Annotated in this window: 22 protein-coding genes, 2 pseudogenes and 1 CRISPR repeat array (1 of these 25 cut by a window edge); of the genes and pseudogenes, 3 read left to right on the top strand and 21 right to left on the bottom strand. The window is 62.9% G+C overall.

Annotated elements, in window-relative coordinates; genetic code table 11:
- Positions 1-7: 7 nt before the first annotated feature.
- Both AAV94_RS11295 and AAV94_RS11290 read right to left on the bottom strand, forming a co-directional pair.
- Positions 8-811 carry an SDR family oxidoreductase gene (locus tag AAV94_RS11295; protein WP_046742339.1) on the bottom strand — a complete coding sequence of 268 codons (804 nt, stop codon included), beginning with the start codon at positions 809-811 and terminating at the stop codon, positions 8-10.
- Between the two features lie 53 nt (positions 812-864).
- A complete protein-coding gene (locus tag AAV94_RS11290) occupies positions 865-1476 on the bottom strand; it encodes an isochorismatase family protein (protein ID WP_046742338.1) in 612 nt (203 codons plus the stop codon).
- A 264-nt stretch (positions 1477-1740) separates the two neighbouring features.
- Between AAV94_RS11290 and AAV94_RS11285 the strand changes: the two genes are divergently transcribed.
- Positions 1741-2367 (top strand): C40 family peptidase, encoded by a 627-nt coding sequence (locus AAV94_RS11285; protein ID WP_231731368.1) that lies wholly within the window; start codon positions 1741-1743, stop codon positions 2365-2367.
- Positions 2368-2382: 15 nt separating this feature from the next.
- Here AAV94_RS11285 and phaR read toward each other — a convergent pair whose 3' ends face one another.
- The 4 genes from phaR to AAV94_RS11265 all read right to left on the bottom strand — a co-directional run bounded on the left by phaR (position 2383) and on the right by AAV94_RS11265 (position 5857).
- On the bottom strand, positions 2383-2949 hold the full coding sequence (gene phaR, locus AAV94_RS11280; protein WP_046742337.1) for a polyhydroxyalkanoate synthesis repressor PhaR: 567 nt from the start codon (positions 2947-2949) through the stop codon (positions 2383-2385).
- 221 nt (positions 2950-3170) lie between these two features.
- Positions 3171-3659 carry an HIT family protein gene (locus tag AAV94_RS11275; protein ID WP_046742336.1) on the bottom strand — a complete coding sequence of 163 codons (489 nt, stop codon included), beginning with the start codon at positions 3657-3659 and terminating at the stop codon, positions 3171-3173.
- Positions 3656-4297: a uracil phosphoribosyltransferase gene (gene upp / locus AAV94_RS11270; RefSeq protein ID WP_046742335.1), complete on the bottom strand. Its 642-nt coding sequence runs from the start codon at positions 4295-4297 to the stop codon at positions 3656-3658. Before upp ends, AAV94_RS11275 begins: the two co-directional genes overlap by 4 nt.
- Positions 4298-4402: 105 nt before the next feature.
- On the bottom strand, positions 4403-5857 hold the full coding sequence (locus AAV94_RS11265) for a short-chain fatty acyl-CoA regulator family protein (RefSeq protein WP_046742334.1): 1455 nt from the start codon (positions 5855-5857) through the stop codon (positions 4403-4405).
- A 235-nt stretch (positions 5858-6092) separates the two neighbouring features.
- Here AAV94_RS11265 and tgt point away from each other — a divergent pair, with 235 nt between their 5' ends.
- On the top strand, positions 6093-7265 hold the full coding sequence (tgt, locus tag AAV94_RS11260; RefSeq protein WP_046742394.1) for a tRNA guanosine(34) transglycosylase Tgt: 1173 nt from the start codon (positions 6093-6095) through the stop codon (positions 7263-7265).
- A gap of 23 nt (positions 7266-7288) precedes the next feature.
- Here tgt and AAV94_RS11255 read toward each other — a convergent pair whose 3' ends face one another.
- Positions 7289-8305: a zinc-binding alcohol dehydrogenase family protein gene (locus AAV94_RS11255; protein WP_046742333.1), complete on the bottom strand. Its 1017-nt coding sequence runs from the start codon at positions 8303-8305 to the stop codon at positions 7289-7291.
- A gap of 100 nt (positions 8306-8405) precedes the next feature.
- Here AAV94_RS11255 and AAV94_RS11250 point away from each other — a divergent pair.
- A pseudogene (locus AAV94_RS11250) lies at positions 8406-8732 on the top strand (winged helix-turn-helix transcriptional regulator); the annotation flags it as partial.
- Between the two features lie 81 nt (positions 8733-8813).
- Here AAV94_RS11250 and AAV94_RS11245 read toward each other — a convergent pair.
- The 14 genes and pseudogenes from AAV94_RS11245 to AAV94_RS14925 form a co-directional block, all read right to left on the bottom strand.
- Entirely contained in the window at positions 8814-9179 is a 366-nt protein-coding gene (locus AAV94_RS11245) for a pyrimidine dimer DNA glycosylase/endonuclease V (RefSeq protein ID WP_046742332.1), read from the bottom strand.
- 30 nt (positions 9180-9209) lie between these two features.
- Positions 9210-9803: a recombination mediator RecR gene (recR, locus tag AAV94_RS11240; RefSeq protein WP_084824881.1), complete on the bottom strand. Its 594-nt coding sequence runs from the start codon at positions 9801-9803 to the stop codon at positions 9210-9212.
- A 58-nt stretch (positions 9804-9861) separates the two neighbouring features.
- The gene (locus AAV94_RS11235; RefSeq protein WP_046742331.1) at positions 9862-10200 is read right to left on the bottom strand and encodes a YbaB/EbfC family nucleoid-associated protein; all 339 of its coding nucleotides are present in this window, start codon (positions 10198-10200) and stop codon (positions 9862-9864) included.
- Positions 10201-10269: 69 nt separating this feature from the next.
- Entirely contained in the window at positions 10270-12285 is a 2016-nt protein-coding gene (gene dnaX, locus AAV94_RS11230) for a DNA polymerase III subunit gamma/tau (RefSeq protein WP_046742330.1), read from the bottom strand.
- A gap of 70 nt (positions 12286-12355) precedes the next feature.
- The gene (tolA, locus tag AAV94_RS11225; RefSeq protein ID WP_197408064.1) at positions 12356-13336 is read right to left on the bottom strand and encodes a cell envelope integrity protein TolA; all 981 of its coding nucleotides are present in this window, start codon (positions 13334-13336) and stop codon (positions 12356-12358) included.
- Between the two features lie 104 nt (positions 13337-13440).
- Positions 13441-13839, bottom strand: a complete 399-nt coding sequence (locus tag AAV94_RS11220; RefSeq protein ID WP_331396816.1) for a biopolymer transporter ExbD — start codon at positions 13837-13839, stop codon at positions 13441-13443.
- Between the two features lie 69 nt (positions 13840-13908).
- On the bottom strand, positions 13909-14616 hold the full coding sequence (gene tolQ / locus AAV94_RS11215) for a protein TolQ (protein ID WP_046742327.1): 708 nt from the start codon (positions 14614-14616) through the stop codon (positions 13909-13911).
- Positions 14613-15056, bottom strand: a complete 444-nt coding sequence (ybgC, locus tag AAV94_RS11210; protein WP_046742326.1) for a tol-pal system-associated acyl-CoA thioesterase — start codon at positions 15054-15056, stop codon at positions 14613-14615. Before ybgC ends, tolQ begins: the two co-directional genes overlap by 4 nt.
- A 150-nt stretch (positions 15057-15206) precedes the next feature.
- Positions 15207-15611 carry a cytochrome o ubiquinol oxidase subunit IV gene (gene cyoD, locus AAV94_RS11205; protein ID WP_046742325.1) on the bottom strand — a complete coding sequence of 135 codons (405 nt, stop codon included), beginning with the start codon at positions 15609-15611 and terminating at the stop codon, positions 15207-15209.
- Entirely contained in the window at positions 15608-16252 is a 645-nt protein-coding gene (cyoC, locus tag AAV94_RS11200) for a cytochrome o ubiquinol oxidase subunit III (RefSeq protein ID WP_046742324.1), read from the bottom strand. Before cyoC ends, cyoD begins: the two co-directional genes overlap by 4 nt.
- Positions 16253-16273: 21 nt before the next feature.
- Entirely contained in the window at positions 16274-18307 is a 2034-nt protein-coding gene (gene cyoB, locus AAV94_RS11195) for a cytochrome o ubiquinol oxidase subunit I (RefSeq protein ID WP_046742323.1), read from the bottom strand.
- A gap of 18 nt (positions 18308-18325) precedes the next feature.
- Entirely contained in the window at positions 18326-19579 is a 1254-nt protein-coding gene (locus tag AAV94_RS11190) for a ubiquinol oxidase subunit II (RefSeq protein ID WP_084824880.1), read from the bottom strand.
- A 581-nt stretch (positions 19580-20160) separates the two neighbouring features.
- Positions 20161-20355, bottom strand: coding sequence for a phage virion morphogenesis protein (locus AAV94_RS11185; RefSeq protein WP_046742322.1), 195 nt, complete (start codon positions 20353-20355; stop codon positions 20161-20163).
- A 123-nt stretch (positions 20356-20478) separates the two neighbouring features.
- Positions 20479-20763, bottom strand: a pseudogene (locus AAV94_RS14925) (PBECR2 nuclease fold domain-containing protein); the annotation flags it as partial.
- A gap of 3 nt (positions 20764-20766) precedes the next feature.
- Positions 20767-24214: direct repeats of the CRISPR family, unit length 29 nt; unit sequence CGGTTCATCCCCGCGCCTGCGGGGAACGC; it runs 1898 nt beyond the window's last position.

Here is a 24214-nt window from a genome sequence, read left to right as displayed (position 1 = left end):
CAGTCCTTCAAAAAGTTCCAGGGTACTGGCCGCCGTCGAGCAACCAGTTCTGCCCGGTGATGTAGCCAGCGTGCTGGCTGCACAGAAATGCGCACGCGGCGCCGAATTCGTCGGCGTTACCAAAACGCCCCGCCGGGATGGCCCTGGCCTGCGCCGCAGCGAAGGCCTCCAGGGACTGGCCACTCTTGGCTGCCTGTGCCCGCTGGGTCTGCCGCAATCGATCGGTGTCGAACTTGCCGGGCAGCAGGTTATTGATCGTCACGCCCCGCGCGGCCACGCCGGAGCGAGCCAGCCCGGCGACAAACCCCGTCAGGCCGCTGCGCGCACCATTGGACAGCCCCAGCACATCGATCGGTGCCTTGACCGCGCCGGAGGTGATGTTGACGATGCGCCCGAAGCCGCGCTCGGCCATGCCGTCGATGACCGCCTTGATCAAGGCGATCGGCGTGAGCATGTTGGCCTGCAGGGCCTGCTGCCAGATGGCGTCATCCCACTCGCGGAAATCCCCCGGCGGCGGCCCGCCAGCGTTGTTGACGAGAATGTCGAAGGCATGGCCCGGCCCGCCGGCGACCTCGAACAATGCCGTTCTGCCCGCATCAGTGGTGACATCTGCCACCACCGCCAGCACCTTCGCACCACTGACTGCCGCCAACGGCTGCAGCTGCTGCACCGCTTCCTGCAGGCGCGCCGCGTTGCGTCCATTGATGACCACGTGCACCCCTTCGCGCACCAGTGCGCGCGCGCAGCCTAGTCCCAGCCCGGCGCTGGACGCACATACCAGCGCCCAACGTCCCTGAATGCCCAAGTCCATCGGCTTTCCCCCTGTTACTCAATGATTGGTCGCGCGGTGGCGCGCGTTGCTGGTTACTTGATCAGCGCCAGCACTTGCTTGAAGCGTGGGTCCTCCGCAGTCTGGCACCATTCGAATGCCACCATCTCGGTAGTGACTAGCTCTACCCCCGCTCCAGCGAGGCGGTCGAACGCGGCATCGCGGTCGCGTTCGCTGCGTGAGCTGCAGGCATCGGTGACGACCCACACCTCGAACTCCTCCTCCAGCAGCCCCAGCGCCGTCTGCAAGAGGCAGACGTGCGCTTCGCAACCGGCCACCAGAATCTGATCGCGCGATGGCTGCTGTGGTTGCTCCCGGCTCTTCTGCAGATGTCGAGGCAGGCTGCGTGCGTTGCCCCCGGCAGGCTTGACGGGCGGGCGCAGCGCCTGCACCAGGTCTGGCTCCGCACAGGCACCGAAATACATCTTCGCGAACGTCTCACGGCAGGCCGCACGCACCCGCGCATCATTGGCGCCGAGCTTGGCGGGGTTCTGCTCGGTGCCCCAGCAAGGCACATCGAACAGGGTGGCCAGCTGCCCCAGTATTGCGGCGCGTTGCAGCACCTGCTGCGCCTCGAAAATCGCCGGCATCAGCTTCGCCTGATAATCCACCAGCACCAGCTGTGCGCGCTCCACATCCAACAACATTGCGTTCTCCCAAACGATTGGATTCACCAGCAACGGGTAATCCGCTGCGATGAACAAGAAATCCAGACAGGGTTGGCAAGCAACTTGCTTGCGTGCAAAAGAGTATGTTCAAATGCAGCCTTCGTCTTGCAACAAGGCGACGCATACAAGTATTTTTACCAAACGGATCATAGAGTTGAAGCAACTTTATGTATTCTTTCTGTAGAAAAGATGGTATCTTCGCCGACCATGCCTCGCCCTATTCTCGCGTTCGCCGCCCTTGCCATGACAGTGTGCCTGCAAATTCCTGCGCACGCCGATGAACAGAGCGAGGATGTGATCGCCAGCTTTCTGCACAGCCGTGAGCTTGGCGCATCCGGCGAGGCCGTCGGCAATCGCCACAAAACCGCCGCACTCGGATATGCCGGCCCTCAGCCACGCGTGAACCTGTTTGGCCATCTTGGCTCGGACGACAGTCCCCACTTCCCCTCGCAAACACTTGTGATGTCGGACGTGGTGCTCACGGCCATGGGCTATCTCGGGCGCCCCTATGCGTACGGCAGCAGCACCATGCAGGGCGGCTTTGACTGCAGCGGCTTCGTGCTTTCGCTGTACCAGCGCACCCTTGGGTACACGCTGCCGCGCACCGCGGCCGAACAGGCACGCGCCACCGAAGCCATCGACCGCAGCGAGCTCAAGCCTGGCGACCTCGTGTTTTTCAACACCCTGCGTCGCAAATTCAGCCATGTCGGCGTCTATATTGGTGACGGCCGCTTCATCCACTCACCGCGCGCCGGCGCCAGCATCCGGGTGGAGAACATGAATGTACGCTACTGGCGCAGCCGCTTCAACGGCGCACGCCGTGTGATCACGCCGGAGCTGGCGCAGACGGTGGCCGCAGCGTCCGTGTGACGGCACGCGCCGCCCTCACCTGCCCGCCTTGAAGCCAAACAACTGCATGAACTGCTCGGTCTGGCGGCGCACCTGCTCCTGCATCTGCTCCTGTGCCCTGGCAAAGGCCTGACGCGACTGCTCGGTGTAGTCGCCCATCAGGTTGGGCATCACCGGCTGCCCCAGCGCCTGGAACTGGTTCCAGAGCTCCGGCGGCATCTGCCGCGCCTGCTCGGCCCATTGCGACTGCAGCTCGGCCATCGCCTGAATGTTCTTTTCGATGTAGGCGCCCATGAAGCCTTGCATGGTGTGCCCGTAGAAACGGATCAGATTGGCCAGCACCGCCTCGCTGAAGATCGGCGTGCCAGCTACCTCCTCCTCAAGAATGATCTGCAGCAGAATGCTGCGCGTGATGTTCTCGCCCGTCTTGGCATCGACCACGACAACCGGCTCGTGCTCCATGATCAGCTGTTTGACGTCGGCCAATGTGATGTAGCACGAGTGGGCCAGGTCGTACAGCCGCCGGTTGGGATACTTCTTGATGATCCGACCCTGCAATGACGATTGCTGCTGGTCTGACGTCGCTTTGGATGGGGTCGCCATGGTGGTCGCGATTCCTCGTTGAAGGGATGAACTGCAGCATCGGGGCTGCCAGACGGAATGGCCAAAAAGCTTGGCTTATGTGGCTCCGCAGGCCAGTACTGCCGCCGGCTGCGGCGTTGCATGCTGCCGGTGGGAGGCTAGGCAAGCCGTGCATCTGCACCGATTCTAGCCATGCGAAGACATGGCGCTGGCAGTGCAAACCCTGTTGCGTGCCGCATCGACTACGCAGGCGGCGCAGGCAGTCGGGTCAGTGCCTGGCACATGGCCTGCTCCAGCGGCTCGCGCAGGGCTGCCAGACGGGCTGCCGCATCGCGCTGCTCAGGCGCATCGAGCGCGCGCTGCGGCGCGGCCCACACCGGCGCCGGGAACCACGCATCCCACCGGTAGCGGGCGATCACATGCCAATGCAGATGGGCCACCATGTTGCCCAGCGTCGCCAGATTGACCTTGTCAGGCGCAATGATGTCTCGCATGGCCTGTTCGACGGCGGCCACAGCGCGCAAGCAGCGCAACTGCGCCGGCTCGGGCAGGTCCGTCCACTCCCGCACATGGGCGCGCCATATGACCCGGTAAAAGGCAGGCAGTCCTGGCTCGTCGGCATGTACGACGCGCAGGTGGGCGTCGTGATAGATCACCCGCCCGCCCGGCTCCTGACACAGCGGACAGTCAGTCAGGCATTGCGCGTCCTTCGGAGTGCACGGCGCGGTCATTTGGTACCAAAGATGCGGTCACCAGCATCGCCAAGACCAGGGCGAATGTAGCCATGATCATCCAGCCCGCGATCGACCGCCGCCGTGTAAATATGCACATCCGGATGCGCCTTCTGCAGCGCTGCCACTCCCTCCGGCGCGGCCAGAATACACAGGAACTTGATGGAACGCGGCTTGAGCTCCTTCATGCGGTTCACCGCCGCAATGATGGAGTTGCCGGTGGCCAGCATCGGATCAACCAGGATGACATCGCGCTCGGCCACCTCCGAGGGCATCTTGAAGTAGTACTCGACCGCCTCCAGCGTATCCGGATCCCGATACAGCCCGATGTGACCCACGCGCGCGCCGGGGATGACATTGAGCACGCCGTCGAGAATGCCGCCACCTGCACGCAGGATGGACACGAGCACCAGCTTCTTGCCATCGATCATCGGCGCACGCATGGACTCCAGCGGCGTTTCGATCTCCACCAGCTGCGTCGGCACGTCACGCGTGACTTCATAGGCCATCAACGTGCTGACTTCCGTCAGCAGGCGCCGGAAGCTGTTGGTACTGGCCGTCTTGGACCGCATCAGGGTGAGCTTGTGCTGCACCAGTGGATGATCAACCACGTGCAGGGTTTGGGGATTCTGTGTCATGCTGAGAAAGGAAAATGCGCGGCAGCCGCCGTCGGTGGCTGCGCGTTGAGATCGGCTGAAACAGCCCGATTCTACGAAGGCAGTCGCAGTCACCGCGTAAAAAAATCAAGGCAGCGCCGCATAGGGGGCGCTCTGGTTCACGTTCTCGTCGACCTGCAGGGGCCGGCCCAGCGGCGGGAATGCCCGCTGTGTGCAGCCCTGGCGCTCACACACCTTGCAGCCCATGCCGATGGGCACGGCCGCCTGCGGGTCGGCCAGATCCAGCCCCTGCGCATACACCAGTTCGCGCGCATGCCGGATGTCGCAGCCCAATGCCACCGAGAACGTTTTGCGCGGCCGCCCCCAGCCCGTGCCGGCGCCACTGACCGTGCGCGCCAGCCACAGATAGGTGCGTCCGTCGGGCATGCGCGCCAGCTGCACGACAATCCGTCCCGGCTGTGCAAAAGCCTCGTAGACATTCCACAAAGGGCATGTGCCACCGATCTTGGAAAAGTGAAAGTGGGTCGCCGATTGCCGCTTGGAGATGTTGCCCGCCCGGTCAACCCGGATGAAGAAGAACGGAATGCCCCTGTCGGAAGGTCGCTGCAGCGTGGAGAGGCGGTGGCAAATCGTCTCGAAGCCAACGCCGAAGCGTTGCGACAGTACTTCCACGTCGTACCGGCAGTCCCGCGCCGCCTGCAGAAACGCCCCATACGGCAACAGCAAGGCGCCCGCATAGTAGTTGGCCAGGCCAATGCGCGCCAGCCCGCGCGCGTGGTCAGAGCCAAAGCCGGCCGACTGCACGAGCAGATCGATGTGCGACCCCGCCTCCAGCAACGCCAGCTGCGTCGCCAGCTGAAACGCACGCTGGCCTGCGGAGATGCTGGCGCGCACACACAGCACGCGCCGTTGGGGATCGTAGTGGCGCAGCATGCGCGGCGTATCCTCACCCACCCCGGTCAGCATGCGCGTTTGCACGCCGTGACGCTGGCGCAGCTGCGCCACCAACGCCGCTTCGGCTGCCGCACCTTGCGGCAGATCGCACTGCTGGGCGAATGCCTCGGCTGCCTCATCGAGCAATGCGATGTGGTTGTTGCGCGCAAAGAAGAAGTCACGCACCTCCTCGTACGGCGCCGAGGGGGGCATCCCGGCAGCCGGCTGCCCGTTGCGCTGCGCATCCGTGCCCACGGTCAATGCCTCCAGTTGCTCCGTCAGATGGCGGCGCTGCTGGTACAGCGTCACCAGTGCACGCGCCGCGCCTGGCATGTTGGCTACCAGCTCCTTGATCTCGGCCTGCGACAGCGGCATCCCACCGCCCTGCCCCCCCGCTGGCAGATCGTGTGCGATCTCACGCAGCTGCGCTACCAGATGCATGCCCTCGTCATCGCCAAATCGCTCCACCTCGGCGCCGAACTGCGCCTTGAGCTTGAGCAGCACGGCCACGGTCAGCGGGCGCTGGTTGTTCTCAAGCTGGTTGAGATAGCTCGCCGAGAGGCCGAGTCGGCGCGCCAACTCAGCCTGCGTCAGGCGTGCCTCTTCGCGCAGGCGCCGCAATCGCCCGCCCATGAATTGCTTGTGCATGGTCGCATCCGTCGTGTCGAGATTTGGGGCTGGCCGCGCCGGTCATCGCAGAGTTCACACGTACGGGTCACTGGGGACTCGCGTCGGCTGCACCCTTCTTGCAATGTTGGCCAATGGCTTGCCACCCCGCGCGATCATAGCGCTGCGCTGGCCAGCTGCAACGGCGCGGGGGCGGACCGAAGTCCCCGCCACGCAAAGCCGCGATAATGCGCGTTTGCCCGCAACGAACCCGTTCATGCTGCAGTTCGACCTCATCACCACCGATTCCGCCAGCCATGCGCGACGTGCACGGCTGACGCTCAACCACGGCGTCGTGCAGACGCCTATCTTCATGCCTGTGGGAACCTATGGCACTGTCAAGGGCGTCATGCCGCGCAGCCTTGAGGAAATGGGCGCGCAGATCATTCTAGGCAATACCTTTCACCTGTGGATGCGACCGGGGCTGGACGTGATGCGCAGCTTCGGTGGCCTGCACGCCTTCGAACAGTGGGACAAGCCAATCCTCACTGACTCCGGCGGTTTCCAGGTCTGGAGCCTGGGCGAGATGCGCAAGATCACCGAGGAAGGCGTGCACTTTGCCTCGCCCGTCAACGGCGACAAGCTGTTCATGTCCCCCGAGGTCAGCATGCAGATCCAGACGGTGCTCAATTCCGACATTGTCATGCAGCTCGACGAGTGCACGCCTTACGAAACCAAGGGGCACATCACCACCGAAGCCGAAGCACGCCAGAGCATGGAAATGAGCCTGCGCTGGGCGCGCCGCAGCCAGGAGGAATTTGCGCGGCTGCAAAACCCCAATGCGCTGTTTGGCATCGTGCAAGGCGGCATGTTCGAACACCTGCGCGAGGAGTCGCTGCAGCAGCTGGTGGCGATGGACTTTCCCGGCTACGCCATCGGCGGCGTCAGTGTTGGCGAGCCCAAGGAGGAAATGCGCCGCATCATGGCGCACACGCCGCACCGCCTTCCGCAGGACAAGCCGCGCTACCTGATGGGCGTGGGTACGCCCGAAGATCTGGTTGAGGGCGTGGCCTGTGGCGTGGACATGTTCGACTGCGTGATGCCCACGCGCAACGCGCGCAACGGTACGGTATTCACCCGTTATGGCGATTTGAAAATCCGCAATGCCCGCCACCGCAGCGACCATCAACCGCTTGATCCCAGCTGCACGTGCTATACCTGCGCCGGCACCAGCGGCGTGAGCTGGGAAAACGGCGGCCGCGGCGGCTTCTCGCGTGCCTATCTGCACCATCTGGACCGCTGCGGCGAAATGCTGGGGCCGATGCTGACAACCATCCACAACCTGCATTACTACCTGAACCTGATGCAGGAAATACGCACGGCACTGGAGCAGGCCTGCTTTGGCGCGTTCCGGACGGCATTCGCCGAGCAGCGCGCGCGCGGCGTGTGACCAACGACGCGCTTGCGCCCGCGCTACGCAAAGCCCGCCAGCGTGACCTTGCCAATGCTTTGTCCGCTCTCCAGCAGCGCATGGGCCTTGCGCAGGTTGGCCGCATTGATGGCGCCCAGCGACTGCCGCCGCGTCGACACGATTTTCCCCTGCTTGGCAAGCTGCGCGACCTGCTGCAGGATCTCCTGTTGCCGGGCGATATCGGCCGTACAAAACAGCGGCCGGGTGAACATGAACTCCCAGTGCACCGACACGCTCTTTGATTTGAGGGGCATGATGTCCAGCCCCTGCGGATCATCGATCAGCGCCATCCGCCCTTGTGGTGCGATGAACCGGGCGATGTCGGCCAGGCAGTCCTGCGTCTGATTGGTGGAAAACACGAACGCGGGCGCACCCAATCCCAGTGCCTCGACCTGCGGAGCCAGCGGCTTGCGATGGTCGATGACATGGTGCGCGCCCATCTGCCGCACCCATGCAACCGATTCGGGACGTGAGGCTGTGGCGATGACTGTGAGATCGGTGAGCGCACGCACCAACTGAATCGCCATCGATCCCACGCCCCCCGCTGCGCCAAGAATGACGATCGCGCGGGTGCCGCCAGCCACCAACTCCGCGACTTTCAGGCGATCAAACAGCGTTTCCCAGGCTGTCAATGCCGTCAGCGGTAGCGCAGCCGCGTCCTCGTCACCCAACGAGGCGGGCGCATGCGCGGCAATGCGCGCATCCACGGCCTGCCGCTGTGCATAGCTGCCGGGGCGATCCAGCGCACCGGCATAGAACACCCGGTCACCCGGTTGAAAACCCCGCACTGCAGCGCCTACCGCCACAACCTTGCCGGCGGCATCCCAGCCGGGAATGCGCCAGTTTCCCTCAGCGGGCGTCGCAGACGCGCGCACTTTCGTATCCACCGGATTGACGGCAATGGCCTGAACGTCGACCAGCAGGTCGTGCTGACCGTATTCCGGATCAGGCAGTTCAAGATCGACCAGGGCTTCTGGATGGTCGATGGGCAAGGGGCGGTTGAAACCCACGGCTTTCATGATGGACTCCTAGAACAATTGGAGGCGTCATTGTTGATAGTATTCTTATATTTTTAAAGTACGCACATACCTTGCATATAGTGTCGAAAAAGGAACCATGATGGGCCGTACCACCCATGCATCATTTGATTGCGCAGTCGGCTGTTCGGTCGAAGCTACGCTGAGCCTCATTGGCGGCAAATGGAAAGGCGTGATCCTCTATCGGCTGCTGGAAGCGCAGGTGCTTCGTTTCAATGAGCTGCGGCGCATATTGCCCAACATCACGCAGCGCATGCTGACCAACCAGCTGCGCGAGCTTGAGCGCGACGGTCTGGTCGCGCGAAAGATCTATGCGGAAGTTCCCCCAAAGGTGGAATACCGCCTGACCGATTACGGGCTGACGCTGGCACCTGTCATTGAGGCACTAAAGAACTGGGGCGATACGCATCTGCAGCAGACGGTGCAGCAAGCAGCCTGAGCATGCATGGCCCGCAGAACCCGGCAGCGCGAGACGCGTGCCGAACGCGGGTTACCCACTACGCTCGCGAATACGCTGGCGATTGATCGCCAGCGCTTGCTCAGTAGGCTCCCAGTCGCCCCAGAACGCATCAGGGATGGCTGGAAAATCCGCGCGCGTGATGCCAGGATAGGTAGGTTTGTAGCCACGCCGGCGCATCTCCGCCACCAATGCCTGATGGCGCTTGGCAAGAAACTGCAGGCGCGTATAGAAAAACAGCACGTGTCCCTTGCCAAGCGTGTAGGCGGCGGGCTGCACGAACGTGCCGCGCGCTGCCGCTTTTTCGGCCAGCGCGAATACGCGGGGTAGCTCCCGGTATTCGGCGACCAGGTGCGGACCACTCAACTCTTCAACGGGCACGCAGTTGATACGGGTCATGGCGCTCCCCAAACCAGCAGAGGCACCTAATCAATGGCGATCTGCCAGCGCATGTGCAATGGTGCCCAGATCAACGTATTCCAGCTCACCGCCGATAGGTACGCCACGTGCCAGCCGCGTGGCACGGATGCCGCGCTTGGCCAGCGCCTGACTGATGATGTGCGCCGTTGCCTCGCCCTCGGCGGTAAAGCTGGTGGCCACGATGACTTCCTCAATCACGCCGTCGCTGGCGCGGACCATCAGTTCGGCCAATCCCAGCTCGGCAATGCCGACACCGTCAAGCGGGCTGATGCGCCCCTGCAGCACAAAGTACAGGCCGTCGTAGGCGCCCGTGCGCTCCAGCACCGCCTGATCGGAGGGCGTCTCGACCACGCACAGACGGGTCTGGTCACGCGCCGGATCGGCGCAGGTGCTGCAGATCGGCTGCTCGGAAAACGTGTGACAGCGCTCGCAATGCCGGATGTTGCGCACCGCCGCCATCAGCGCATCGGCCAGCCGCTGCGCGCCGTCGCGATCGTGCTGCAGCAGATGGTAGGCCATGCGTGCAGCCGATTTCGCGCCCACGCCCGGCAGTTGGCGCAGCGCCTCGATCAACGCCTCCAGGCTGTCAGGAATGGTGCTCACGAGTGACAGGTTGCAATGGCACGCCGCACGTGCATCGACGACGCTACCGGCATCCGCATCAGAACGGCAGTTTCAGACCGCCCAGGCCTCCCAGGCCGCCCATTCCACCGGTGAGCTTGCCCATCTTTTCCTGCTCGACTTCGCTGGCCTTGCGCAGGCCCGCATTGAATGCGGCCGCGACGAGATCCTCCAGCATGTCCTTGTCCTCGGCCAGCAAGCTGGGATCGATGGTGACACGGCGCACCTCGTGCTTGGCGGTCATCACGACCTTGACCAGTCCGGCACCAGACTCGCCCTCGACCTCGATGTTGGCGAGTTCTTCCTGCGCTTTCTTGAGGTTTTCCTGCATGGCCTGGGCTTGCTTGAGCAATCCGGCCATCTGTCCCTTGTTGAACATGGAGTTTCCTTGGTTGATTGAATGATGATGAGAGCCAGCAAGTCACGCCAGGCGCAACCGCCAAACTATTTATTGGTGTGACGCAGCCTGCGTCACCACAGGATGGATGCTGCCGGGCACGATCTGCCCGCCCAGATTCTCGCGCAACCACTGCACGCGCGGATCTTCCTCGACAATGGCTTCGGCGCGGCGCTGCGCGGCTTCCTTCAATGCCTGCTGCTGCTGGGCGGGGCTGTGCTCGGCCTGGCCCTGCTCGACAACGATCCGGAACGCAACACCGGTTTGCGCCAGCACCGTCTCCAGTTTCTTGCGCAGGGCATCGCCCAACAGGCTGGTGTTGGCGATGCGCAAGCTGAGTTGCGCGCCATCACGGCCCACCAGCTGCGACTGCATTGCCAGTTCACGCACCAGTGCAGTCAGCTGGCCACGCTCCACCAGGTCGCTTACCAACGCATGCCACCATGCATCGAGTGGCAGTGCGGCATCCGGCAAGCGCACCGCACTTTCTTGCGGCGCCGCCGCGCAGGGCTGACTGTTCTCGTCAGGGCGCGCCGGTACAGCTACGTCCGTTGGCGTGTCAACAGCGGACGAAGGTTGTGGCACGACGGCCTCAACGGATTGCGGCACGACGGTTTCAACGGATTGCGGCGCCGACGCCGCGGAGGCAACGGATTGCGCTGCATCCGGCTGTTGCACCACGGCCGGAGGCTGAGACATTTGCGGCGGCTGTACCTCCCACGGCGGCAGCGTGCGTGCGTCCGGCGCCGGTATGGCGGTCTCCGGCTTCTTCTCGGCTTCGATCACAGCAGAGTGCGCCTGATGATCCAATGCGTGGGTGTGCTCCCGCGGCGCCAGCGCGGCTGGGGCCTGATCTACGGAAGTCGCAGCGGATGGTGCCGGCTGCGCCGATGGCGCTGGTGCTTCGACGTTGGCTGGCGCGAAACCGCCGGCAGGCTGCGTCTGCACCCGGATTTCCCCCGGCGGCAGCTTGAAGGCAAGAAGCCGCAGCAGCACCATGACCAGCCCGGAATACTCGTCCGGGGCCAGCCCTAGTTCTTCCCTGCCCTTGAGACACAACGTGTAGAGCAGCTGCGTCTCATCGGGTGGCAGCTGGGCGGCCAAGTCCTTCAGGCGCGCGGCATCAGGCTCGTCCAGCGTTTCTTCTGCCAAGTTCGGCAAACTCTGCAGCAAAGCCATCTTCTGCAGTGCCAGTGCCATATCCTCCAGCAGGGACGCGGCTGCGATGCCTTCCTGGCGCAATGCATCGACCAGCGCAACCACGGCCGCGCCATTCGACTGCGCAAGCGCCCCGATGGCATCCAGCACATAGCGCTTGTCAACTACACCGAGCATGCGCCGAACCGTTGCCTCCACCAGCGCCCCATCGCCGAAGGCAATCGCCTGGTCTGTCAGCGACAGTGCATCGCGCATCGAACCCCGCGCGGCGCGAGCCAGCAACTGCAGGCTGGGCCGATCGTAGGGCACGCCTTCCTTGCCGAGTACCTGCTGCAGGTGCTCGGCCACGGTCTGTGGCGCCATGGGCCGCAGATTGAACTGCAGACAGCGCGAGAGCACCGTTACCGGAACCTTCTGCGGATCGGTCGTGGCGAGCACGAACTTGAGGTACTCCGGCGGCTCCTCCAGCGTTTTCAGCATCGCGTTGAACGCGGTGTTGGAGAGCATGTGCACTTCGTCGATCATGAAGACCTTGAAGCGCCCCTGCACCGGCTTGTAAACGGCCTGTTCCATCAGGCTCTGTACTTCTTCAACGCCACGGTTGGATGCCGCATCAAGCTCGGTGTAATCGACGAACCGGCCTGCATCGATATCGCGACACGCCTGACAGACGCCACAGGGATGCGCTGTGATGCCACCCTGCCCGTCCGGGCCCTGGCAGTTGAGCGACTTGGCCAATATGCGTGAAACGGTGGTCTTGCCCACGCCGCGCGTGCCCGTGAACAGATAGGCATGGTGCAGGCGCTGCTTGGCCAGTGCATTGGAGAGGGCCTGCACCACGTGTTCCTGCCCCACCATCTCCTCGAAGTTCTGAGGACGGTATTTGCGGGCGAGCACGAGATAAGACATAGCACTCGATTCTAAGGCAAGGCTTGGCACGGGGGCTTTAGCCCACTCTCCAGCCAGACGCGCCAATGGCTTATCCGTTGGGCGAGAATTCCAGCGTCAACACCGGATGCACCCGCCCATTATCCTTGGGCAGAGTCTCTGCCGCATCCAGCGCACGCAGCACAGCGTCATCCCAGGCAACGTTGCCGCTGGAGCGCATGACGCGTCTGCTGGTTATACGGCCTGCGCTGTCGACGCGGACTTCCACGACAGCGGTTGGATTGCCCACCAGCACGCCAGGGAACTGGATGTGGGGCCGCACGCGCGCAATGACCTGACCGGCATAGCCTGCAGATGGCCCTGAGGTCTGCGCCGCAGTACCGGTGGAACCAGTGGCTCCAGTCGCGCCGGCAAGGCTCTGGATGCGTTGCAGCTCCGCCTCACGCCGTGCCTCGGCTTCGGCGGCCTCGCGCTTTTTCTTCGCGGCAGCCTCTTGTTCTGCCTTCTTCTTCTTCGCAGCGGCCTCTTGCTCAGCCTTCTTTTTCGCGGCGGCAGCCTCCGCTGCTTTCTTTTGCTTGGTCGCCTCCTCCTCGGCACGTTTCTTTTGAGCCGCGGCTTCTTCTTCCGCCTTTTTCTTGGCGGCGGCAGCCTCCTGCGCCTTCTTGCGCTCGGCCTCCTGCTGCTGGGCTTTCTGCCTGGCCGCTTGCGCCTCCTGCGCCTTGCGCCTGAGCTCGGCCTGTTTGGCCAATTCCCGCTTGCGGCGCTCTTCCTGCAAAACGAGTTCCGGATCTGGCTCGGGTGCCGGCTCCTCCACGGGTTGCGGCGCGGAGGTTGGTTGTGGCTGCGGTGATTCGAAGGACTCGGCAGGTTCAGTCGTCGGGCCATCTGACTGCGCAGAGGCAGCGGCAGGCGCCGCCTGCTGCGGCAGAGCAGACCACAGCTCCGCTGCGACCAGCGTTTCAGTGGGCCGCTTGAAGCTGGCACCGATCATGAAGGCAGCAATCAGCCCCACATGCACCAGCACCGCCCATGCCACGGCGCGCAACGGCATGCGCTGCGGTGGCGGCGTCAATGGGACTTGTGAAGGAGAGCTTATCGGTGGCATGGGCCTGGATTCCAAAGCGTTGGTGAGTGGTCGGGGCACGCTGCCGCGTCCACCTCAGAAATTGGCTGCGCTCACTCACGGTTGACCAAAAAGGCCACCCGTGCGGTGATGCTGCCCTGCAGCGCCCCCATGGCATTCATGACATGTTCGTAGTTGGCTTGCTTGTCACCCACGATGACCACCGCAATCTGCTCGGCCGCCTTGCCTTGGGCCATTTGGCTGTCTTGCCATGCCTTGACGACATCGCCCACTTCATCCAGCGTCACGGCGCGCTGCACACCCTCGAACTCCCATTGCAGCGTACCGTCTGTGGCAACGTGCACCTGGGCAAATACCGGCGGCGTCTGGTCAGCGCTGCCCACCTTGGGGGCGTTGATCACCCCCGGGGTGACCATGGGCGCCGTGACCATGAAGATCACCAGCAGCACCAGCATGACGTCGATGAACGGCACGACGTTGATCTCACTCATCCCGCGGCGACTGCGTCCACGGCGTGCTATGGCGGCCATACTCGTGGTCCTCGAATACGCGGCGTATCGTCAATGACCTGCACCACTGCTGGCGTGGCTGGCACTGAGATTGCGCTGCAGAATGTTGGTGAACTCGTCGGTGAACGTCTCCAGCCTGATGGCCGTGCGGTCAATCTCCCGGCTGAACCGGTTGAAGGCGACCACTGCGGGAATGGCCGCAAACAGCCCCATGGCGGTGGCAACCAGCGCCTCGGCAATGCCTGGCGCTACGGTTGCCAGGGAAATCTGCTCCATGCTGGCAAAGCCCGTAAAAGCATGCATGATGCCCCAGACCGTACCGAACAGACCCACATAGGGTGCGATCGAACCGACGGTGCCGAGAAAGGACAAACCGTCTTCAAGTGCATCCATCTCCCGATTGAAGCTGGCCAGCATGGCCCGACGCGAACCGTCAATCAACGTCGCAGCATCTTGCACCTGACGCTCGCGCAGCTTGTGATATTCCCGCATGCCGTTGGCAAACACCCGCTCCAGAGGCCCCGCCGAGCGGGCATTCTGCACCGCGGCGGTGTAGAGGTCGTTGAGACTGGCGCCGGACCAGAAGTCCTCCTCGAACTCACCATTGAGTCTGCGCACGTCCTTGAGCATTTTGCGCTTTTTGAAAATGACCGCCCAGCTGGCGATCGAGCCGGCGATCAGAATCAGCATGACTGCCTGCACCACCCACGTGGCGTGCAGGATCAGCTGAACAATCGACATGTCGGTTTGGGGAGTCATGAAAACAATTGCTGAACGTGTTGAGGAATGCGCGCAGGCCTGAGGCTGTCGGCCTGCACCCAGCCAATGCGCACTTGCGCATCAACCAGAAGTGTAGAGCCACCGCCTGCTTCCGCGCGCAGAACTTGCTGGTGCATCTGCATGGATGCCCTACCCATCTGCGCCACACGGGCGGTAGCGAGCAAGGCGTCATCCAACCGGGCAGGCAGAAGGTAGCGCAGCTGCAGCTCGGTTACGACAAACATTCCGCCCAGTTGTTCCCGCGCCTGTGCCTGGCCAATCCCCTTGCTGCGCAACCATTCCGAGCGCGCGCGCTCCATGAACTTGAGGTAGTTGGCGTGGTAGACGATGCCCCCAGCATCCGTGTCTTCCCAATAAACCCGCAGTGGCAGCACAAACGGTTTGTCTGGCGCTGCGCTGTCTGCATAACGATCAGGCATGTCTTACGCTCCTCGAGTTCTCAATCATGCACAAGGGACATGCGCGCGCAGCGTCCATGCGGCGCACCAACAGGCCAGAAGCGAAAGGCCTCACTTGACCTGCTTCAGGTCAGGCGAGGCCTGCGCGAGATGGTAAACCTGTCGAGCCGTTTATTCGCGCGAGACATCGCGCGCGCTTGGCGGCACAAAGGGCTGCTCACCCGGCATGGCATGCGGCATCATATGCGACTCTAGGTTGCGCATCACCCAGATGGAACCGACCACAGCGATGACCAAAGTAATGATTGTAAAAATCATCGCCATGAAGTTCCAGCCGCCATCCGACTTGGGGCTCATGTGCAGGAAATACACCATGTGCACCAGCACCTGTGCCACAGCGAATATCAGCACCACCGCCACTGTCGTGGCGCGGCTCTCGAACGTACCGGCCATCACCACCCAGAACGGGATGACCGTCAGGATCACGGACAGAACGAAGCCAATCACATAATCCTTGAGGGTCCCATGTGAAGCGCCGTGCGCGTCATGGCCATGTTCATGGTTTGTCTGGCTCATCCCACCACTCCAATCAGATAAACGTAAGAAAACACCACGATCCAGATAACGTCCAGAAAGTGCCAGAACATCGACAGGCACATCAGGCGGCGATGGTTGGCCTCGATCAGCTTGTGCTTGCGGATCTGGAACACCAGCACGATCAGCCAGATCAGGCCAAACGTCACGTGCAGGCCATGGGTGCCCACCAGCGTGAAGAATGACGACAGGAAGGCACTGCGCTGGGGTGTCGCCCCTAGGTGAATCAGGTGGCGGAACTCGTAGATCTCGATAGCCAGGAACGCCAGGCCGAACAAAGCCGTCACCAACAGCCACAGAATCGTGCCGCGCACATTGTTTTTGTACGACTGCAGCATCGCAAAGCCGAAGGTGATCGACGAGAACAGCAGCATGAACGTGTTGACCAGAATCAACCGCAGATCGAACAGATCGGCCGGCGCCGGTCCGGCCGCATAACTACGCCCGAGCACGGCGAACACTGCAAACAGGATCGCGAAGATGAGGCAGTCGCTCATCAAATAGATCCAGAAGCCGATGCCTGTGGTGTTGTTGGTATGACCATGCCCGTCATGGGCGTGGGGGTCTTCCTTGACGAAGTACTCGCGCTGCCCTGCAGCAGCGCCAACGGTAGGGGCTGTCATATCTTTGCTAACTCCGTCAAATCAATGGCTCGTCTGCGCAGCCAGTTGCAGCTGCCGCGCGCGCGCCTCTTCCGTCTTGCGGACCTCTTCGGCGGGAATGTAGTAATCCCGGTCGTAATTGAAGGTGTGGTAGATCGCCAGGCCAATGATGGCCGCAAAACTCACAATGGCCAGCCACCAGATGTAGAAGATCATGGCAAACCCAAAGACCACGCTAATGGCACTGAGCACCACCCCCATGCCGGTGTACTTGGGCATGTGGATCGGAACAAAGCCGTCTTGTGGTGACTTGGCACCGTGTTTCTTCATGTCCCACCACGCATCGTTGTCATGCACGATCGGCGAGAACGCGAAGTTGTAGGCCGGCGGCGGGGAAGAGGTTGCCCACTCCAGCGAACGACCATCTCCCCAGGCATCACCTGTAAGGTCACGGGTCTTCTCGCGCTGCATCCAGCCTACGACGATAGATAGCACGAACGCCAGAATCCCTGCCCCGATCAACAAGCCTCCGAGCAGCGCCACGATGAAGTAAGGCTGCAGTGAAGCATCGGGGAACTGGCTGACGCGGCGCGTCACCCCCATCAGGCCCATGATATACAACGGCGTGAAGGCGACCCAGAAACCGATCAGCCAGCACCAGAAGGACACCTTGCCCCAGAAGTCGTTGAGTTTGAAACCAAACATCTTCGGGAACCAGAACACGATACCGGCGAAGATGCCGAACACCACACCGCCAATGATGGTGTTGTGGAAGTGCGCAACCAGGAACAGCGTGTTGTGCAACACGAAGTCAGCCGCAGGAATGGCCAACATGACGCCCGTCATGCCACCGATGACGAAGGTAAACATGAAGCCCAGCGTCCAGTACATCGGCACTTCGAACTTGATGCGGCCGCGGTACATGGTGAACAACCAGTTGAACACCTTGGCGCCCGTAGGAATCGAGATGATCATGGTCGCAATGCCAAAGAAGGCATTGACATTCGCCCCCGCACCCATGGTGAAGAAGTGGTGCAGCCAAACCAGATATGACAGCACCGTGATCGCCATCGTCGCGAACACCATCGACTTGTAGCCAAACAGGCGCTTCTTCGTAAAGACGGGCACGATTTCCGAAAAGATTCCGAAGGCAGGCAGAACCAGGATGTAGACCTCGGGGTGACCCCAGATCCAGATCAGGTTCACGTACATCATCGGGTTGCCCCCGAGCTGGTTCGTGAAGAAGTTCGTACCCAGATAGCGATCAAGGGTCAGCAGAATCAGCGTAGCCGTCAGGATCGGGAACGTCGCGACAATCAGCATGTTGGCGCCAAAGGCCGTCCATGTGAACACCGGCAGGCGCATCCAGGTCATGCCGGGCGCGCGCATGCGGATGATGGTCACCAACATGTTGATGCCCGACAACGTCGTGCCCACGCCGGCGATGTTGAGCGCCCAGAGGTAATAGTCAACCCCTGTGCCCGGGCTATAGTCAATCCCCGAAAGCGGCGGATACGCCAGCCAACCGGTCTGCGCAAACTCCCCGACAAAGAGGGAGATCATCACCAGCACCGCGCCAGCCGTAGTCATCCAGAAGCTGAAGTTGTTCAGGAACGGGAATGCCACATCTCGCGCACCGATCTGCAGCGGCACCAGATAGTTGAAGAAGGCCGTCACGAACGGCATCGCTACGAAGAAGATCATGATGACCGCGTGCACGGTAAACACCTGATCGTAGTGGTGGGCGTTCAGATAGCCCTCACTGCCGCCGGAAGCCATCGCCTGCTGCAGGCGCATCATCAGCGCGTCGGCAAAGCCACGCAGCAGCATGACCAGCCCCAGGACGCCGTACATGATGCCGATCTTCTTATGGTCAATGGTTGTGAACCATTCTCTCCACAGGTAACCCCAGAGCTTGTACTTGGTCAGCAGACCAACAAACACCAAGGCACCGAGCATGACGGCAATGAAAGTCACCATGATCACCGGCTCCTTGAGCATCGGGAAGGTGACATGATCAAACGTGAAGCGCCCGAGCACTGGGTGCACGGCGTCGTTGAAAAATGCTGCAGACATCTTGTTGTATTCCTGAAATTACAGTGCGAGAGGCGCAGCCGTATCCGCACTGCTGACACGTTGCGGGGCAACCTCTTGCAGGCGCTGCACATCATCTCGTAGCGTGACGCGCGCCGGCGTAGTCAAATCGCGCGCGACCGTCTCGGTCGTGCAGAGATCTCCTGGAATGATGCCGGAGTACTTCACCAGATCCAGCTGCGTCTGCATGGAACGACGGCTGTCGTAACGCAGGCGTTTGTAGTTATCGAGGCTGTCGATGCCACCACCTCCGGCCACGTCGATATGCATCATCTCATCCATGCACATCATGCCGGGACGAGTGCAACGATTGAGAATGGCATGAAAGAGGTCAGGCTCAACACTGGCGTAGTAGCGCGTGCCGAAGTACTCCATGAAGCCGCGCTCATTCGGCTGATCGGGCTGATCGAGCTCCACAAACGTGGCGCGATCAAGCGTCTGGGACGCACTGCGCACGCCGTTGATCCACTCTTCGAACCCGGCGTCGGTCAACGCCTTGAACTCGAAGTGCATCTGGCTAAACCCCCAGCCTGTGTAGTTGGCAGAGAAGCCACGATACGTGCCGGGCTCATTGATAACCGCATGCAGCTGCGTCTGCATGCCCGGCATCGCATAAATCTGCCCAGCAAGCGCTGGCACGGAGAAGGAGTTCATCGTCGACACCGACGTCAGGCGAAACTCGATTGGCACATTCACCGGCGCAGCCAGCTCATTGATCGTCGCGATGCCGTAATCGGGATAGATGAACAGCCACTTCCAGTCCAGCGCCGCCACTTCCACACGCAGCGGCTTGACATCCACTGCCTGCGCGTCATCGGCACGATCAGGATCGAGCACAACAGCGGTCAAGCGCTTGACCGCGCCCAGATTCTCTTCGACGCCAGCAATGCGCGTATCGCTGTCGATGCGCGTCAAAGGACGATAAGGATCCAGCAAATGCGAGGACCCCCATGTCACCGTGGCCAGCACGATGATGATGGCCACGGGCGCGCCCCAAATCAGCAACTCCAGCTTGTTGGAGTGATGGAAGTCAGGGTCATACTCGGCATTCGCACTTTCCCGATACTTCCATGCGTAGTAGAAGGTGGCACAAATCACCGGCACGATGATCAGCAGCATGATTGCCACCGAAAAAATCACCAGACGACTCTGCTGACTGGCCACGTAGCCGGACGGATTGATCACTGTCCAGTCACACCCTGTCAGCAGCAAGGATGCCATCACCGTCAGGGCAAAGGGGGTCGCTTTTCTCATGCACACCTCAATGAATTGAACCCGAAGCGCCGCGCACTACGGTTGCTCCGCCTTTTCATGACGCCAAATCCGGCGCGATACCGCAGCAGCGCCATCGACGCGCGCAGCCCAGATTGACCATTGAAAAATCAACGCGCATTCTATCCCTTTTTGGGTGCGCGCCTTGTAGCGTAACTGCCGCCAGGGCTTCCCGCGGGGCGAATCGCCGCCGCGCGCCCTCCGACTGCCACGCGCGTTCAAGTTCAGACCTGCCGCCGCACAAGCTATCAAGGGAAACGCCGGCGCAAACAAGCGGCGTCCGAGGCACACGCGTATGCGCCCAACATCGCATCCATGACGGCTTGCTATCAACGGGACAGACGATATACCCCCTGGGGAGGCCTGTGACTCGCGCCCCAGTTAAACCGACCTAAAGCCTGCCGCCGCGCCGCGCAATGGCAGCGAGACCGACAGCGTGACGGGCACAGACAACCTTTGCAGCCACACACTGTCGTAACTGACCGGGTCGCCGCTGAACGATTCATCTCCGCGCCTGCGGGGAACGCCCAGCATGACAGACACACAACAACCCGAGGTGCGGTTCATCCCCGCGCCTGCGGGGAACGCGGGCCGGTCTGGCTTCTGAATCGCCGTTCCGTACTTTCCTGGAATGCCTCGCCCAGCTGGCGCATCAGCGGTGCGGTCTGGCCTTCAATGGCCAGGCGCTGCAGGGCCTCGCGCGCCTCGCGGTCGTCGATGACGATGCCGGCCTTGAGCTGGATGTTGCTGCCTGCCATTGCGGTTTGCCCTTTGCGATGTCAAAATTGCCACAGTTCATCGGGTGAGAAGGCCGCGCCAGGTCCACCGACCCTACACCCGGAATGACCCCGCATGTGGCGCCGTGCGGGGTCTTCGTTTGTCTACTCTTCGCTTGCTCTGCGGTACAGGCGCACGCCCACGCGCCAGCTATCCGGCGACTGATCAGCTGCCCTGAAGGCGGTCACACCCACCCAGCCGCTGGGGCCACGCTCAAACACCAGCAACACCGGCGCATCTTCCCCATCAATGATGTAACGCGCCACATAGCGCCTGCGCACTTCTGCACGCGCGGCGGATTCAATCCATTCAATGCGTACCCAGATTTCGTCAGGGTCTTGCAGGGCCTCTGCCAGCAATGGCAGGTAACGCTCACGGCCACGCTTGCGTACCGGTTCATCCCCGCGCCTGCGGGGAACGCTGCTCGATCCACTGCGGCAGATTGTTGGCGCGCGGTTCATCCCCGCGCCTGCGGGGAACGCCACACGGCATCAGGCCCATACCTGTCCCCGCGCGGTTCATCCCCGCGCCTGCGGGGAACGCTTCGCGCAGCTGATTACCGGCTCACGCCCGGGCGGTTCATCCCCGCGCCTGCGGGGAACGCATGAAAAAACCCGCCGAAGCGGGTTTGGCTGCCGGTTCATCCCCGCGCCTGCGGGGAACGCAGCAGCGGCCACGCCGACCGCACCTGGGCGTGCGGTTCATCCCCGCGCCTGCGGGGAACGCTCCGCCGGTGCGCGGGCGGGCGGTGCGGCGCTCGGCGTTCATCCCCGCGCCTGCGGGGAACGCGCGCAAGAGCGCGCAGGAAAAAATCCTGTGGCCGGTTCATCCCCGCGCCTGCGGGGAACGCCGCGGATTTTCGCAAGGTGCAAAAAACCACGACGGTTCATCCCCGCGCCTGCGGGGAACGCGAACAGCTCAGCCTGCACAATGCCCGTCAATGCGGTTCATCCCCGCGCCTGCGGGGAACGCAGCTGTGTCATGGTTGTGATCGGGTTTTACGGCGGTTCATCCCCGCGCCTGCGGGGAACGCTATTCGGCCACGTCCACGCCATGGCGGGTGAGCGGTTCATCCCCGCGCCTGCGGGGAACGCGCCGGTCCGGTTGTGATGGGGCTGTGCCCCATCGGTTCATCCCCGCGCCTGCGGGGAACGCAGTGCCAGCGGCAATGCAATACGTGCTCCGGTCGGTTCATCCCCGCGCCTGCGGGGAACGCGTCCAGCCGGTCAGACAGCAGGCTTTGCATCTGCGGTTCATCCCCGCGCCTGCGGGGAACGCGTGGGCAGAGCATCAACGATTTCCTGCGTGCGCGGTTCATCCCCGCGCCTGCGGGGAACGCCACGAGGAGCTCCACGCCCTCGTGACACGCGCCGGTTCATCCCCGCGCCTGCGGGGAACGCTTGGAGAAGACCTCAACGCCCTGCACAACGCGCGGTTCATCCCCGCGCCTGCGGGGAACGCGCATCCTCCAAGGGTGTTCGTGGTGAAGCAGCCGGTTCATCCCCGCGCCTGCGGGGAACGCTCGTAAAACGGGTGCCACGTCTGCTCCTCCATCGGTTCATCCCCGCGCCTGCGGGGAACGCGTCCTCGTCGGCCTTCGTCCTGCGCCTCCTGGCGGTTCATCCCCGCGCCTGCGGGGAACGCCTGCTTCGCCTGCTGGCGGTTGTGGAGGATGACGGTTCATCCCCGCGCCTGCGGGGAACGCGGAAGTGGGATATCGAGAGCTGGAAACGTCTACGGTTCATCCCCGCGCCTGCGGGGAACGCTGGAATGGCCCGTACTTCGGTATCGACTGGGGCGGTTCATCCCCGCGCCTGCGGGGAACGCTTGACCGAATTTGCGAACGCTGCAGGCCAGTCCGGTTCATCCCCGCGCCTGCGGGGAACGCCTGGATGAACGTCAAGCCGCTCTGCCAAGCGGCGGTTCATCCCCGCGCCTGCGGGGAACGCTTTTGGGCGTCAGTTTGCGCCATTGGATCTGTGCGGTTCATCCCCGCGCCTGCGGGGAACGCGGTGTCTGCCGGGAAGATGGACATCTTGATACGCGGTTCATCCCCGCGCCTGCGGGGAACGCTGGCAATAGGGTTCTCACGCTCCCACTGCCTCTGGTTCATCCCCGCGCCTGCGGGGAACGCGCGTCCATTTCCTCGGCCTCGCGTGGTGTCAGCGGTTCATCCCCGCGCCTGCGGGGAACGCGGCTTTTTTGCGCCCTACCACTACAGAGCGAACGGTTCATCCCCGCGCCTGCGGGGAACGCGTCATGGACACCGGCCAGGCGCTTACTCGGTTCGGTTCATCCCCGCGCCTGCGGGGAACGCGAGCTGCGGGGCCGGGATGCAGATATTGCGATCGGTTCATCCCCGCGCCTGCGGGGAACGCCAGCGCCAGCAGCTTGGGAATATCGCGGTCGGCGGTTCATCCCCGCGCCTGCGGGGAACGCTGCGTCCATGACAGCGGCGAACAGCGCCACGACTGGTTCATCCCCGCGCCTGCGGGGAACGCTTTGGCAGCACGGCCTAAAGCTACAAGCATGCCGGTTCATCCCCGCGCCTGCGGGGAACGCGACAAAAGGGGTTAGCACATGAGCGCTAACCCCGGTTCATCCCCGCGCCTGCGGGGAACGCGTTCCACGGCCATCCCTTGAGTCGGTAAAGCTCGGTTCATCCCCGCGCCTGCGGGGAACGCTACGCGGTATGACGGGAGGGTGTAATCAAGGCCGGTTCATCCCCGCGCCTGCGGGGAACGCGTGACGATGATGCGTCTCGATGGGCGGTGTTTCGGTTCATCCCCGCGCCTGCGGGGAACGCTCATCAACTCATCGATAGTTATGCCGCGCTCTCGGTTCATCCCCGCGCCTGCGGGGAACGCTGTGGCAAAGCCCTAAACCATCCAGCCGTGACCGGTTCATCCCCGCGCCTGCGGGGAACGCCGCTGATACCGGCCCTCGAAATGCAGCGCAAACGGTTCATCCCCGCGCCTGCGGGGAACGCGGCGTTGACCGCATTGAGGTTACCGGCGAGCGCGGTTCATCCCCGCGCCTGCGGGGAACGCGCGGTCATCGCAAGCTCGCGCAGAAGCACGGACGGTTCATCCCCGCGCCTGCGGGGAACGCATTTGCCCACCTGCAAACGGTGAGAGTCCGGTACGGTTCATCCCCGCGCCTGCGGGGAACGCCCCGGTGAGCCGATTTGATCCTGGCAATGAGCGCGGTTCATCCCCGCGCCTGCGGGGAACGCTCGCCCTCGCTGTAGCGCGTCTCGCCGCTGTACGGTTCATCCCCGCGCCTGCGGGGAACGCGCGCGCCAGCAACACAGCCACCCAAGCGGTGGCGGTTCATCCCCGCGCCTGCGGGGAACGCATCAGGTCGTGACCGGCGCGCCTGAGAACTACCGGTTCATCCCCGCGCCTGCGGGGAACGCGGCGGGATGTACCACAGCCGATACCATCCGGCCGGTTCATCCCCGCGCCTGCGGGGAACGCCCCTCTTGGCGGTTCGTCGGTGCAAAGTCGATCGGTTCATCCCCGCGCCTGCGGGGAACGCCAACGCCGGAAAAAACTGACCGCCGCCGATGTCGGTTCATCCCCGCGCCTGCGGGGAACGCCACCAATGGTCCAGAGAGGAAGAAGCGGCAAACGGTTCATCCCCGCGCCTGCGGGGAACGCGCGCGCACCGTGGAAGCCGATGTGTACGCGCTCGGTTCATCCCCGCGCCTGCGGGGAACGCGACCTCTACGACGCGCTGGATTCATGCGTTGCCGGTTCATCCCCGCGCCTGCGGGGAACGCCACCAATGGTCCAGAGAGGAAGAAGCGGCAAACGGTTCATCCCCGCGCCTGCGGGG

Origin of the sequence: Lampropedia cohaerens (assembly GCF_001005215.1) — a bacterium.
Taxonomy (GTDB): domain Bacteria; phylum Pseudomonadota; class Gammaproteobacteria; order Burkholderiales; family Burkholderiaceae_C; genus Lampropedia; species Lampropedia cohaerens.
Note: the sequence above shows the minus strand (reverse complement) of the source record. Positions and strands in the feature narration are given on the sequence as shown.

Coding starts and splice junctions, on each gene's coding strand:
- AAV94_RS11295 (WP_046742339.1), bottom strand. CDS start 811: ATGGACTTGGGCATTCAGGGACGTTGGGCGCTGGTATGTGCGTCCAGC.
- AAV94_RS11290 (WP_046742338.1), bottom strand. CDS start 1,476: ATGTTGTTGGATGTGGAGCGCGCACAGCTGGTGCTGGTGGATTATCAG.
- AAV94_RS11285 (WP_231731368.1), top strand. CDS start 1,741: ATGACAGTGTGCCTGCAAATTCCTGCGCACGCCGATGAACAGAGCGAG.
- phaR (WP_046742337.1), bottom strand. CDS start 2,949: ATGGCGACCCCATCCAAAGCGACGTCAGACCAGCAGCAATCGTCATTG.
- AAV94_RS11275 (WP_046742336.1), bottom strand. CDS start 3,659: ATGACCGCGCCGTGCACTCCGAAGGACGCGCAATGCCTGACTGACTGT.
- upp (WP_046742335.1), bottom strand. CDS start 4,297: ATGACACAGAATCCCCAAACCCTGCACGTGGTTGATCATCCACTGGTG.
- AAV94_RS11265 (WP_046742334.1), bottom strand. CDS start 5,857: ATGCACAAGCAATTCATGGGCGGGCGATTGCGGCGCCTGCGCGAAGAG.
- tgt (WP_046742394.1), top strand. CDS start 6,093: ATGCTGCAGTTCGACCTCATCACCACCGATTCCGCCAGCCATGCGCGA.
- AAV94_RS11255 (WP_046742333.1), bottom strand. CDS start 8,305: ATGAAAGCCGTGGGTTTCAACCGCCCCTTGCCCATCGACCATCCAGAA.
- AAV94_RS11245 (WP_046742332.1), bottom strand. CDS start 9,179: ATGACCCGTATCAACTGCGTGCCCGTTGAAGAGTTGAGTGGTCCGCAC.
- AAV94_RS11235 (WP_046742331.1), bottom strand. CDS start 10,200: ATGTTCAACAAGGGACAGATGGCCGGATTGCTCAAGCAAGCCCAGGCC.
- dnaX (WP_046742330.1), bottom strand. CDS start 12,285: ATGTCTTATCTCGTGCTCGCCCGCAAATACCGTCCTCAGAACTTCGAG.
- AAV94_RS11220 (WP_331396816.1), bottom strand. CDS start 13,839: ATGAGTGAGATCAACGTCGTGCCGTTCATCGACGTCATGCTGGTGCTG.
- tolQ (WP_046742327.1), bottom strand. CDS start 14,616: ATGACTCCCCAAACCGACATGTCGATTGTTCAGCTGATCCTGCACGCC.
- ybgC (WP_046742326.1), bottom strand. CDS start 15,056: ATGCCTGATCGTTATGCAGACAGCGCAGCGCCAGACAAACCGTTTGTG.
- cyoD (WP_046742325.1), bottom strand. CDS start 15,611: ATGAGCCAGACAAACCATGAACATGGCCATGACGCGCACGGCGCTTCA.
- cyoC (WP_046742324.1), bottom strand. CDS start 16,252: ATGACAGCCCCTACCGTTGGCGCTGCTGCAGGGCAGCGCGAGTACTTC.
- cyoB (WP_046742323.1), bottom strand. CDS start 18,307: ATGTCTGCAGCATTTTTCAACGACGCCGTGCACCCAGTGCTCGGGCGC.
- AAV94_RS11190 (WP_084824880.1), bottom strand. CDS start 19,579: ATGAGAAAAGCGACCCCCTTTGCCCTGACGGTGATGGCATCCTTGCTG.
- AAV94_RS11185 (WP_046742322.1), bottom strand. CDS start 20,355: ATGGCAGGCAGCAACATCCAGCTCAAGGCCGGCATCGTCATCGACGAC.